This is a genomic window from Ruicaihuangia caeni (assembly GCF_029952955.1).
In the GTDB taxonomy this organism is placed as follows: Bacteria; Actinomycetota; Actinomycetes; order Actinomycetales; family Microbacteriaceae; genus Ruicaihuangia; species Ruicaihuangia caeni.
The window spans coordinates 141748-154049 of sequence record NZ_JASATX010000001.1 but is presented as its reverse complement, the minus strand read 5'-3'; the positions used below and the strand labels follow the sequence as shown (position 1 = coordinate 154049).

Genomic DNA, 12302 nt, shown 5'->3' with positions numbered 1-12302 from the left:
AATCACTCATCCTGCAGCGTCACTCAGGGAGCTCAACGCACTTCTGGTCGGACGGCTCCCCGTTCCGGCCGTCGCGGTTGACCACGACCATCAGGCAGACGCGTTCACCCGGCTGCGCGTCGACGATGAACTCGTTCGTGCGCTGCATCACGGGCGGGTTGTCGCCGAGGTGCACGGAGTACTGGTCGGCGTTCGTCATCCCCGGATCCGCCCAATTGAAGCGCACCGAGTCTGCGGACCGTTCGGCTCCGATGTTGGCGACGCGGGGTATCTCACCGGGCTTCGCCCTGATGAGCGACATGGTCGCGACGGTGCCGACGGCGATGAGCACGATCGCGACCGTTGCGAGGAGCCAGGTGAGCAGTTGGTTGCGGCGCTGCTCGGGCGATGGGCCGGTGCCGGGCGCGTGCGTGTCGGATGAGTGGCGCACGAGCGTCGCCACGGAGGGGGAGCCGCTTCGGCGACGGCGACGGCCGCCGGCCACGGCACGGCCGCCGTTGCCGCGCACGAGCGTGCGGTCGTCGAGTTCGGCGATGGATGCCAGCGCCCAGTCGTCCATCGCGACGTCGATCGGGGTGGCCTCGCCGCCGAGCTCGCGCTCCGCAGCCTGGAAGTCGCGCACCAGCTCGAGCACGCTCCGTTGACGCTGCTCGGGACGGCGCGACATCGAGCGCTTGAGTGCCGCCTCGAGGCTCGCTGGGGCGTCGGGTCTGCCGAGCGGCGGTAGCTTTGCTCGCGCGATGCGTGCCCTGAGTTCGTTGGCTCCGTTCTGCTCACCTGGAATCTCGAACGGCGAGCGCCCGGCGAGCAGCGAGTACACGGTGGCGCCGAGAGCCCACACTTCGCTTGCGATCGAACCGGCGGTCTCCTCAGCGAGCACCTCGGGCGCCGACCAGGGAATGCTGATGCCGACGAGCTCGTCGTTCGCCAGTTCGCTCAGCGAAGCCGCGATACCGAAGTCTGCGAGCACGGGGTGACCATACGCGGTGAGCAGGATGTTCGACGGCTTGATATCGCGATGCAGAACCCCGGCCCGGTGAGCGGTCTCCACCGCGCTGCCGATTCGGATCGCGATACGCAGTGCTTCGAGCACCGACAGGGGCGCCCGTCGATAGCGCTCGGCCAGCGCTCCCGAGCAGAGCTCCATGACCAGATACGGACGGCCGTCGGATGCGACGCTCGCCTGGTAGACGGTGAGGATCGACGGATGAGAGCTCAGCTGCGCCATGAGATTCGCCTCGGACTGGAACATGCGGCGCACGTTCTCGTCGACGACCTCGCTGAGCAGCACTTTCACGGCGACCTTCCGACGCGGCATCCCCTGCTCGTAGAGGAACACGTCGGCGAAGCCGCCCGAACCAAGGGCGTGCAGGTACGAGAAACCGGGGAGCACCGGGGGTTGTGACGGGAGCCGTCGAGTCAATGCCCCTCCCCCCGGGTAAGCCGGCCTCGATGGTGCCAATTGTAGGCAGCGGCTTCTCTCGCGCGCACCCTTCTGGCCCCCGAAGGGGCGTGGGCCGCGCGTCGGCCAGAGCCCGCGGAGGCATCCGAGCGGAACTACGCCTCGGCGACCTCGGCGACGTCGACCAGGATGAGCGTGACGTTGTCGCGGCCGCCGTGCTCGAGCGCCTCTTCGACCAGTGCGCGGGCGGTGTCCGCCGCAGCGCCACGCTCGGCGAGCCTGCTCTCGAGGCGCCCGAACGGCACCTCTTTCGTCAGCCCGTCGGAGCACACCAGGAGGCGCTGGCCCGGCCGCAGTGCGATCGTCCAGTAATCGGGCTGCGGCGCGGCGCCGAAGCCGATCGCCCGGGTGATGACGTTGCTGTCCGGGTGCTGTTCCGCCTCGTCGGCGCTGATCAGCCCTGCGTCGACCATCTCCTGCACCACCGAGTGGTCGACCGTGACCTGGTGCAACCGTTCGTCGTCGTAGAGGTAGACGCGGCTGTCGCCCACGTTGAACACCAGGAAGGAGGGCACGCCCTCGTGCACGACGATGGCAGCCCCGGTGACGGTGGTGCCGACACCGAAGAGCGCTGTCTCGGATGCCTTGTCGATGTCTCCGGATGCCGCGACCAGCGACTCCTCGATCTCACTGATCGTCGCGACGGTGCCGACGAGACGCTCGGCCAGGCGCGAGACGACCGCGTCGCTCGCGATATCACCGTAGGAGTGGCCGCCCATCCCATCGGCGATGGCGAAGATCGGCGCCTGAGCGATCACGCTGTCTTCGTTGTGGTCGCGCTTGCGACCGGTATCGGTGACAGCCGCCCAGGAGAGTGTCACCGAGCCGGCTTCACCTGGCAGCACGATCCGGTGGTCGGTGACGTCGGGGCCGATCTGGGTCACGGTGTGCTTTCTGAGTCTGGGCGCTCCCCGTCATGGTCGCGGGGGCGCCGCGGCGGCGATGGCGCAGAGCGGGCGGTCCCGAAACGGAGACCGCCCTTCAACTCTATTGCGCACCGCCGACGTGATCACGCACGAACTGGGCGAGCGGCCGAGATCGCGCGAGCCGAAGCGCGCGCGCTCTCGGCTGCGGCCGTGCATCGACTCTGAGGGGTCACTCCCCGATGTACGACATGACGTGCTTGATGCGCGTGTAGTCCTCGAACCCGTACATCGAGAGGTCTTTGCCATAGCCCGAGTGCTTGAAGCCGCCGTGGGGCATCTCGGCCACGACCGGCAGGTGAGTGTTGATCCATACGCAACCGAAGTCGAGCGCCTTGGCGCTGCGCATCGCCCTTCCGTGGTCGCGAGTCCACACGCTCGACGCGAGCCCGTACTGCACGCCGTTCGCTGAACGGAGCGCCTCCGCCTCGTCGCCGAAGCGCTGCACGGTGATCACGGGGCCGAAGATCTCTTGCTGGCTCGCTGGGTCGTCGTGCCGCAGCCCGCTCACGACGGTCGGCTCCAGGAAGTAGCCCCGGTCGCCCTGGCGCTGCCCGCCCGCGCGAATGGTCGCGTGGTCGGGAAGCGCTTCGAGCATGCCGGTGACCCGGGCGAATTGGTCGGCGTTGTTGAGCGCCCCGTACAGGATGCCTTCGGCATCCGGTGCGCCCGTCTTGACGTTCGTCGTCGCGTACTCGGCGAGCGCCGCCACGAACTCGTCATGGATGCCTGCCTGGGCGAGCACCCGCGTGGCCGCGGTGCAGTCCTGGCCCGCGTTGAAGTACCCGGCTGAGACGATGCCCTCGACGGCGCGACTGATGTCCGCGTCGTCGAAGACGATGACGGGTGCCTTGCCTCCGAGTTCGAGATGCACGCGCTTGAGGTCTCCGGAGGCCGCCCGCGCCACTTCCATGCCGGCGCGCACCGATCCGGTCACCGAGACGAGCTGCGGTGTGCGGTGATCGATCATCTTCGCGCCCGTGCTGCGGTCACCGAGGATCACGTTCAAGACCCCGGGCGGCAGGAACTCCGCCGCGATCTCGGCGAGCAGCAGGGTGGTCTGCGGCGTCGTATCGCTCGGCTTGAGCACCGTGGTGTTGCCGGCCGCGAGGGCGGGCGCGAACTTCCACACGGCCATGTTGAGCGGGTAGTTCCAGGGGGTCACCTGCGCGACGACGCCGATCGGCTCCCGGCGGATCACCGAGGTGTGGTCGCGCATGTACTCGCCCGCGCTGCGCCCTTCGAGGTTCCGGGCGGCCCCGGCGAAGAATCTGATCTGATCGACGGAGAGCATGATCTCGTCCTCGACGAGCGATGCGCGCGGCTTGCCCGTGTCCTGCGATTCGAGATCGGCGAACTCGTCCGCCCGCCGTTCGAGTTCGTCCGCGATGCGGAAGAGCGCGAGCTGCCGCTCGGAGGGCGTGGCGTCGCGCCATTCGGGGAACGCCGCCTCGGCCGCGGCGAAGGCGCGATCGACATCGTCAGCGCCGCTGATCGGCGATGACGCGTAGGCGGATTCGGTGGCTGGATCGATGAGGTCGAACCGCTCGTCGCTGAGCGCGTCGACCTTCTGACCCCCGATGAAGTTTCCAAGGATTCGGCTCATGCGGCCACCCTAGCGGCGGCCGCGCGGAAGTCGAGCACCTACTGCTTCGTTTTCAGTGGCATACCGGCCGAAACAACACTGATTCGCTTGAGATGTGCGTATATCACTGTCAGAATCGACGCATGGCATCCCGTAAGGCGCCGCCGCTTGACGACGTCTCCAAAGCGATCATCCGGCAATTGCAGAGCGATGGCCGCAGGTCGTACGCCGAGATCGGCAAGGCCGTCGGTCTCAGCGAGGCCGCGGTGCGGCAACGCGTGCAGAAGCTCACCGACCAGGGTGTCATGCAAGTGGTGGCTGTGACAGACCCGATGCAACTCGGGTTCTACCGTCAGGCCATGGTGGGCATCCGCGCGAGCGGAGACACGACAGTGCTGGCCGAACAATTGGGCCGGTTTCCGGAGGTCGACTACGTCGTGCTCACCGCCGGCACCTTCGACCTCATGATCGAGGTCGTCTGCGAGAACGACGACCAATTGATCGAACTGCTGAACAAGCGCATCCGCTCACTCGAGGGTGTGCAGGCGACCGAGACGTTCGTCTACCTGAGGCTCCACAAACAGCACTACGACTGGGGAACACGATGACCGACACGATGACTGGACCTGCTCGAACCGACGTCGATCGTCTGCAGCAGCAGGCGAAGGACCACCTGTGGATGCACATGGCGCGCCACTCCGTGCTCGAGCAAGGCGGCTCGGTGCCCATCATCACACGCGGAGACGGCCACTACATCTGGGATGCTGACGGTAAGCGCTACTTCGACGGCCTGAGCGGCCTGTTCGTGGTGAACGCCGGCCACGGCCGCCGCAGGCTGGCACAGGCGGGCGCGAAGCAGGCAGAGGAACTCGCCTTCTTCCCGCTGTGGTCGTACGCCCACCCCACCGCGATCGAGCTCTCGGAGCGGCTCGCGGGCTACGCGCCGGGCGACCTGAACCGGGTGTTCTTCTCCACCGGCGGGGGCGAGGCCGTCGAGACGGCGTTCAAGCTCGCGAAGCAGTACTGGAAGCTGCGCGGTCGTCCGATGAAGCACAAGGTGATCTCACGGGCGGTCGCCTACCACGGCACGCCGCAAGGTGCATTGGCGATCACCGGCATCCCGGGCATGAAGGAGATGTTCGAGCCGGTCACGCCGGGCGGCTTCCGTGTGCCGAACACGAACTACTACCGCGCGCACGAGATGGGGTTCGACGGGTCGCTCGAGGAGTTCGGTCTCTGGGCCGCGAACCGCATCGAGGAGATGATCCTCTTCGAGGGGCCCGAGACGGTCGCCGCCATCTTCCTCGAGCCGGTGCAGAACAGCGGCGGATGCTTCCCTCCCCCGCCCGGGTATTTCAAGCGGGTGCGCGAGATCTGCGACCAGTACGACGTGCTGCTCGTGAGCGATGAGGTCATCTGCGCGTTCGGCCGTATCGGCGAGATGTTCGCCTGCAATGCATTCGATTACGTGCCCGACATGATCACGTGCGCCAAGGGCATCACCAGCGGGTACGCTCCCCTCGGTGCCACGATCGTCTCCGATCGCATCTTCGAGCCCTTCCGTCATGGCGACACGACCTTCTATCACGGGTACACCTTCGGCGGGCACCCGGTTGCGACCGCGGTGGCACTCGAAAACCTCGACATCTTCGAGGAGGAGGGGCTCAATCAGCGCGTGCGCGAGAACTCGCCGCTGTTCCGCGCCACGCTCGAACGGCTGCTCGACCTGCCCATCGTCGGCGATGTGCGCGGCGCCGGCTACTTCTTCGGCATCGAGCTCGTGAAGGACAAGGCCACGAAGGAGACGTTCAACGATGAAGAGTCGGAGCGGCTGCTGCGAGGCTTCCTCTCGAAGGCGCTCTATGACGCCGGTCTGTACTGCCGTGCCGACGACCGTGGCGACCCGGTCGTGCAACTCGCGCCGCCGCTGACGATCGGCCCCGAGCAGTTCGACGAGATCGAGGGCATCCTTCGCGAGGTGCTCACCGAAGCCGGAAACCGCATCTGACGTGGCTCCCGCGACTGAGGCGGCGTCCACCGTGTCGCTCTGGCACGACACGGTGGAGGCCTCGGTTCCTGCTCGTCCTGCCGTCACGGGCGAGCTCGCTGCGGATGTCGCGATCGTGGGCGGTGGGCTCACAGGGCTCTGGACGGCCTATTACTTGCTGCAGGCTCGCCCCGGGTTGAGTGTGCGCGTCCTGGAGCGCGAGCAGGTCGGGTTCGGCGCCTCCGGGAGGAACGGCGGCTGGTGCTCCGCACTGTTTCCCGCGTCGGCGAGCGCGCTCGAGCGGAGGCACGGCCGCTCGGCTGCCATCGCCATGCGGCAAGCGATGCTCGACACGGTCGATGAGGTGGGCCGCGTCGTCGAAGCCGAAGGCATCCGCTGCGATTTCGTGAAAGGCGGCACGCTGAGCTTCGTGCGCGGACGTGCGCAAGCCAAGCGCGCGGAGGCGGAACTCGCCGAAGCCGCCGAGTACGGCGTCGACCGCCTCGAACTCGTGCCGCACCGCGGGGCGACGAGGGCGATCCGGGCCGTCCACGACCCCGCCACTGCACGGCTGCACCCCATGAAACTGGTGCGCGGACTCGCCGAACGGGTCGAGAGGCTCGGCGGAGTCATCCACGAGGGCACCGAGGCGCTCGAATGGCAGCCGGGACTCGTGCGCACGGCGGAGGGCAGCGTGGCCGCCGACCAGATCGTGATCGGGCTCGAGGGATACAGAGCGCGGGTGCCCCAGACCGAGCGCGATGCCCTGCCGCTGTACTCGCTCATGATCGCCACCGAGCCTCTACCGGACGCGTTCTGGGACGAGATCGGCATCGAGCACGGTCACACCTTCGGCGACTTCAGGCACCTGCTCGTGTACGGCCAGCGCACTGCCGACAATCGCTTCGCCTTCGGAGGCCGCGGAGCCCGCTACCACTGGGGCAGCCGAATCGACCCCGCCTTCGACCGTGATGATCGCGTGTTCCGTCACCTGCGCCACGCGCTCGAGGACCTGTTCCCCGCAGTCAAAGGCGCAGAGATCACGCACCGGTGGGGTGGACCGCTCGGAGTGCCGCGCGATTGGCACGCATCGGTGCGGTTCGACCGTGACAGCAGAATCGCCACCGCCGGCGGCTATGTCGGCGACGGGGTCAGCACGACCAATATCGCGGGTCGCACGCTTGCCGCGCTGCTCACCGATGCCGAGGACCCCTTGACTCGGCTGCCGTGGGTGGACCACCGGTCGCCTCGGTGGGAGCCCGAGCCGTGGCGATTCATCGGCGCGAATGGCGGGTTGGTCGCGACTGCACTGGCGGACGCCGAGGAGCGCCTCACCGGCAGACCGTCGCTGATCGCCCGCGCCATCGCGCCTCTCACAGGCGGGTGACGCGAGGCGAAGGTCGACCGAGTCTGATGGCGCCCGACCGCGCGGCAACGTGCCGCGCGACGAGCACGCTGCACAGCGGAGCACGCTGCACGGTGGAAGGCTTCCGTGGCGATCAGGCATCGGGGTTGAACGCCCACTCTGGCAGCTTCCCTGAGCGCAGCACCTGCCCCAGCAACTCAGCCATGCCGTAGTCGGGCTCGAGCTCTCTCGCGCGGTCGAGCACTTCACCGGCGACCGAGCCGAGCCCGCAGGTCCAGTGCAGCCAGGCCAGCACGGTGAGCGCGGGCGCGGCCAATTCCTTCGCGGCTCCTGCGAGCCACGAGAACACCTCGATCGCGCGCCCGAGCCGAGCGCGATCAGGCCGCGGACCCTCGCCGATCAGCAGGCGAGACGCCTGCTCCAGAGCCTCTGCGTACGCCGCCGAGTCTTCGGCGTGCGAGGTTGGGAGGACGCTCCTGGCGATGTCACGGCTGTGGACCTCGCTCTCGAGTCGGCTTCCGACGAAGGCGCTGTTGCCGAACGCGCTGTTGCCGAACGCGCTGTGGAGCATCATCACATCGCGCAGCACAGGACTGTGCGAAAGAGCGACGAGCGCCGCGGCATGCTCTGCGGGCATCGGCTCTCGCTGCCCGGCATCCGGCTGCAAATGCTCATCGAGGATCCGCAGCACCTCGTCGCACGCCCTCTCGAGCGACGGCGGCGGATCGAAGCGGTCGAGGGCACCGTCGAAGGCTGCGAGGTACGCGGCCGGGGGCAGCCGCACTTCGGCGAGGGAGGTGATACTCGGGGAGTCGGGCAGGTCGGCCTGCGCCCGGTGCTCCGTCAGTGCCTCGTCGATCAACGCGAGCGGCCGCGGCGCGGATTCCGGCTCGAAGTACGAGCCCCAGCCTTCCGCACCCACCCAGAGGGCGTCGCGCACGCCGAAGCCTGCTCTGTCGGCGGCATGGAGAGCGGCAGCCACCAGTTGCGAGCCCGGCTCCCCTGCCGAGCCGGTCGAGCTGTAGACCACAAGCGCCACCGAGTCGACCTCGCGCACCTTGCACAGCGTGCCGATCGCCCAGGCCGCTGCGGCAGACGCCGGCTCATGCTCATCAGGAGGAAGCGAGATTCGCAAGGCCCCCTGGCTGCGCTTGCCACGAAACGCGACGAAGACCGCGCTCTCGACCGGTTGCACACCGACGAGGATCGGCACGATCGCCAGCAGTTGTTCGGGACGCGAGGCCTTGACGATGGTTTCCATCCGGCGACTCTCGCGAACGGTTCACGGCCGTGAATGCGCGTCGCGGGATCGGTGCAACACCATGGGCTGTGGAGGGGTTGCGAACAGCGCCCCGACCAAGACGGCCGGGTCGCTCGCCGAGTCAGACGACGAGCTCGAGTTCGCCTGGCGCACCGTGGCCGATGCGGATGCCGGCATCCGCTGCCCAGCTCAGCAGGGAATCGGCGCCCGTGTGCTCGATGCCGGCTTCGATGATCGAGCGCACGAACTGGCCCTTCGCCTGCTTGTTGAAGTGGTTGAGCGCGCGCCTGCGACCATCTGCGTCTTCGGTCACGACCCGCACGAAATACGACCCATCAGGAGCTGGACCGAGTGCGGTGTACGCCTCGGAACGCAGGTCGAGCACCAGTCCGTGCGCCTCGCTGAGGGCCTGCCCCACCGCTGCACGCCAATGACGTTTCAGCGGCATCCCGGGAAGGCGGGAGTCGTGCGATAGCCGGTACGGAGGGATCGCGTCGAGCGCGCTGAGCGGGCCGAACAACGCCGAGTGGATCGCGATGTGCCGCCCCGCGAAGCGACGTTGCTCAGCGTCGAGCGATGAAGCATCGAGCGCGTCATAGAGCACCCCTGTGTACCGGTCGATCGCGGCGAGCAGCGGCGCCTCGGTCAGGCGCCTGTTGCGCTCAACCTCGTCGCGCTGCTTCGGCCCCAGCTTGAGCGCCGCGATCGCGGCCTCGTCGTCAGCGCAAAGACGGACCAGCGCCTCGATCACGGCGGTGCGCTCAGGCGAGAGCGCAGCGAACGCCAGCGAATCGACAGCGAGTCGGGTGCCTGCCTCGCCTCCGTCGCGTTTGGTCTCGGAGGGCGGCAGGAGCAGGAGCACCCGACAAGGATACCGGCGGGCGGATCCGGATGCCGGGCGGGCACTCGACTGCTCCCCGGGAACTCGACCGCTCCCCGGGAACGCGAACGGCCGGCATCCAGCGCGTTGACGCGGATGCCGGCCGTTCGTCGGCGGGATCAGACCAGTTCGGCCTGGCCCGCCAGGATCGTCACGTTGTCGTGCTCGACCGAGAAGAAGCCCCCGTCGGCCTTGGCGGTCGACACGGTGCCGTCGAGGTTGGTGATGCGCACCTCGCCAGTCGAGAGGATCGCGAGCATGGGCTCGTGACCGGCGAGGATGCCGATCTCACCCTCGGTGGTGCGGGCCACGATCTGACGAGCGGGACCGCTCCACACCTCACGGTCGGCCGAGACGACACTGACCTGGAGCTGAGCCATGATCAGCCGTTCTCCTTCTGGATCTGCGCCCACTTCTCTTCGACGTCGGAGATCGCACCGACGTTGAAGAAGGCCTGCTCGGCAACGTGGTCGAAGTCACCGCGAGCGATGGCGTCGAACGACTCGACCGTGTCCTTGAGCGGCACCGTGGAGCCCTCGACACCGGTGAACTTCTTCGCCATGTAGGTGTTCTGCGAGAGGAACTGCTGGATGCGGCGCGCACGCGACACCGTGATCTTGTCTTCCTCCGAGAGCTCGTCGACACCGAGGATGGCGATGATCTCCTGAAGCTCCTTGTTCTTCTGGAGGATCTGCTTCACGGTCGTCGCGACGCGGTAGTGGTCCTCGCCCAGGTAACGGGGGTCCATGATGCGGCTCGTCGAGGTGAGCGGGTCGACCGCGGGGTACAGACCCTTCGATGCGATCTCACGGCTGAGCTCGGTCGTCGCATCCAGGTGGGCGAACGTGGTCGCCGGGGCCGGGTCGGTGTAGTCGTCGGCCGGCACGTAGATCGCCTGCAGCGAGGTGATCGAGTGACCACGCGTCGAGGTGATGCGCTCCTGGAGGATGCCCATCTCGTCGGCGAGGTTCGGCTGGTAGCCCACCGCCGACGGCATGCGGCCGAGTAGCGTCGACACCTCAGAGCCCGCCTGCGTGAAGCGGAAGATGTTGTCGATGAAGAGCAGCACGTCCTGCTTCTGGACATCGCGGAAGTACTCCGCCATGGTCAGCGCCGACAGCGCGACGCGAAGACGCGTTCCGGGCGGCTCATCCATCTGGCCGAAGACCAGCGCGGTCTTGTCGAAGACGCCGGCCTCCTCCATCTCGTGGATGAGGTCGTTGCCCTCACGGGTGCGCTCGCCGACGCCGGCGAACACCGACACACCACCGTGGTCCTGCGCCACGCGCTGGATCATCTCCTGGATGAGCACGGTCTTGCCGACGCCTGCGCCACCGAAGAGGCCGATCTTGCCGCCGAGCACGTACGGGGTGAGCAGGTCGATGACCTTGATGCCGGTCTCGAAGAGCTGCGTCTTCGACTCGAGCTGGTCGAATGCCGGGGGCTTGCGGTGGATCGGCCAGCGCTCGGTGATCTCGAGCGTCTCGCCCTCGGGGAGGTTGAGCACGTCGCCGGTCACGTTGAAGACCTTGCCCTTGGTCACGTCGCCGACGGGCACGGAGATGGCCTCACCCGTGTCGGTGACCTCCTGACCGCGCACGAGGCCGTCAGTGGGCTTCAGTGCGATGGCGCGCACCAGGTTGTCGCCCAGGTGCTGCGCAACCTCGAGGGTCAGCTGGCTCGTCTGCTCGCCGATCGTGACCTGCGTGGTGAGCGCGTTGTAGATGTCGGGGATCGCGTCCTGCGGGAACTCGATGTCGACGACCGGTCCGGTCACGCGGGCGATACGGCCGACGCCGGCAGCGGTCTGCGACGCGACCGGCGCGGTTGCGGTGTCAGTCATGTCTTCTCTCTCCTGTGCTGGTGCTAGTTGGCCGAGCTGAGGGCGTCGGCGCCGCCCACGATCTCGGAAATCTGCTGGGTGATCTCGGCCTGGCGGGCGTTGTTGGCCAGACGGGTGTAGTCGCGGATGAGCGCATCGGCGTTGTCACTCGCCGACTTCATCGCCTTCTGGGTCGCCGCGTGCTTGCTCGCCGCCGACTGCAGCATGGCGTTGAACAGGCGGCTCTCGATGTAGACCGGCAGCAGTGCATCGAGCACCGCGTCGACCTCGGGTTCGAACTCGTACAGCGGGAGGATCTCGTGCTCGCCCGGCTCTTCGACGCCCTCGACGACCTCGAGCGGAAGCAGGCGGACGACCTCGGGAACCTGAGTCATCATGCTGACGAAGCGGTTGTACACGATGTGGATCTCGTCGACGCCGCCCTCGCTCGCAGGCTGCACGAAGCGCTCGACGAGCGCCTGGCCGATCTCCTGCGCGGTCGCGAACTCCGGCTGGTCGGTGCCGCCGGTCCACTCGCGCTCCCACTTGCGCTGGCGGAAGCCGAAGTAGCCGACAGCCTTTCGACCGACGAGGAAGTACACGACGTCCTTGCCCTCGCTGCGAAGCAGCGCAGCCAGCTCTTCGGCCTCGCGCAGCACGTTCGCGTTGAACGCGCCAGCAAGACCCCGGTCGGAGGAGAAGATGACGATCGCGGCGCGCTCGATCTTCTCGGGCTCGGTGGTGAGGATGTGCTCCACGTTCGAGAAGGTCGCGACCGCCGAGACGGCGCGGGTCACTGCGCGCGAGTACGGCGCCGAGGCCGCGACGCGCTGCTGGGCCTTCTGGATGCGCGACGCGGCGATGAGCTCCATCGCCCGGGTGATCTTCTTCGTCGTCTGGGCAGACTTGATCTTCTGCCGGTAGACCCGAAGTTGCGCTCCCATGTGTCTCTTTCTCTCAGTCGGTTGAGCTTCTGTAGGCCGAGCCCCGGCATCTCATCAGAGTGGATGCCGGGA

Annotated in this window: 11 protein-coding genes; 3 read left to right on the top strand and 8 right to left on the bottom strand. The window is 67.6% G+C overall.

The window, feature by feature from the left end; genetic code table 11:
* Positions 1 to 19 precede the first annotated feature (19 nt).
* The 3 genes from QF206_RS00710 to QF206_RS00700 form a co-directional block, all read right to left on the bottom strand.
* Complete coding sequence (locus QF206_RS00710; protein ID WP_281487281.1) at positions 20 to 1423, bottom strand: serine/threonine-protein kinase; 1404 nt, start codon at positions 1421 to 1423, stop codon at positions 20 to 22.
* A 134-nt stretch (positions 1424 to 1557) separates the two neighbouring features.
* Entirely contained in the window at positions 1558 to 2346 is a 789-nt protein-coding gene (locus QF206_RS00705; protein WP_281487280.1) for a PP2C family protein-serine/threonine phosphatase, read from the bottom strand.
* A gap of 211 nt (positions 2347 to 2557) precedes the next feature.
* Positions 2558 to 3991 carry an aminobutyraldehyde dehydrogenase gene (locus tag QF206_RS00700; RefSeq protein ID WP_281487279.1) on the bottom strand — a complete coding sequence of 478 codons (1434 nt, stop codon included), beginning with the start codon at positions 3989 to 3991 and terminating at the stop codon, positions 2558 to 2560.
* 122 nt (positions 3992 to 4113) lie between these two features.
* On the opposite strand from QF206_RS00700, the gene QF206_RS00695 reads away from it, so the two are divergent.
* From QF206_RS00695 to QF206_RS00685, 3 genes are read left to right on the top strand one after another with little or no spacing between them, the layout of a single operon-like run.
* Positions 4114 to 4578 (top strand): Lrp/AsnC family transcriptional regulator, encoded by a 465-nt coding sequence (locus QF206_RS00695; RefSeq protein WP_281487278.1) that lies wholly within the window; start codon positions 4114 to 4116, stop codon positions 4576 to 4578.
* Positions 4575 to 5978 carry an aspartate aminotransferase family protein gene (locus QF206_RS00690; RefSeq protein ID WP_281487277.1) on the top strand — a complete coding sequence of 468 codons (1404 nt, stop codon included), beginning with the start codon at positions 4575 to 4577 and terminating at the stop codon, positions 5976 to 5978. Before QF206_RS00695 ends, QF206_RS00690 begins: the two co-directional genes overlap by 4 nt.
* A 31-nt stretch (positions 5979 to 6009) precedes the next feature.
* Complete coding sequence (locus tag QF206_RS00685; protein ID WP_281487276.1) at positions 6010 to 7344, top strand: NAD(P)/FAD-dependent oxidoreductase; 1335 nt, start codon at positions 6010 to 6012, stop codon at positions 7342 to 7344.
* Between the two features lie 112 nt (positions 7345 to 7456).
* On the opposite strand, the gene QF206_RS00680 is transcribed toward QF206_RS00685, so the two are convergent.
* From QF206_RS00680 to QF206_RS00660, 5 genes are all read right to left on the bottom strand, one after another.
* Entirely contained in the window at positions 7457 to 8584 is a 1128-nt protein-coding gene (locus QF206_RS00680; protein WP_281487275.1) for a DUF4192 domain-containing protein, read from the bottom strand.
* 121 nt (positions 8585 to 8705) lie between these two features.
* Complete coding sequence (locus QF206_RS00675; RefSeq protein ID WP_281487274.1) at positions 8706 to 9446, bottom strand: YaaA family protein; 741 nt, start codon at positions 9444 to 9446, stop codon at positions 8706 to 8708.
* Between the two features lie 137 nt (positions 9447 to 9583).
* The gene (locus QF206_RS00670; RefSeq protein ID WP_281487273.1) at positions 9584 to 9844 is read right to left on the bottom strand and encodes a F0F1 ATP synthase subunit epsilon; all 261 of its coding nucleotides are present in this window, start codon (positions 9842 to 9844) and stop codon (positions 9584 to 9586) included.
* 2 nt (positions 9845 to 9846) lie between these two features.
* Positions 9847 to 11307, bottom strand: coding sequence for a F0F1 ATP synthase subunit beta (gene atpD / locus QF206_RS00665; protein WP_281487272.1), 1461 nt, complete (start codon positions 11305 to 11307; stop codon positions 9847 to 9849).
* Positions 11308 to 11330: 23 nt separating this feature from the next.
* Positions 11331 to 12230: a F0F1 ATP synthase subunit gamma gene (locus QF206_RS00660; protein WP_281487271.1), complete on the bottom strand. Its 900-nt coding sequence runs from the start codon at positions 12228 to 12230 to the stop codon at positions 11331 to 11333.
* Positions 12231 to 12302: the final 72 nt, after the last annotated feature.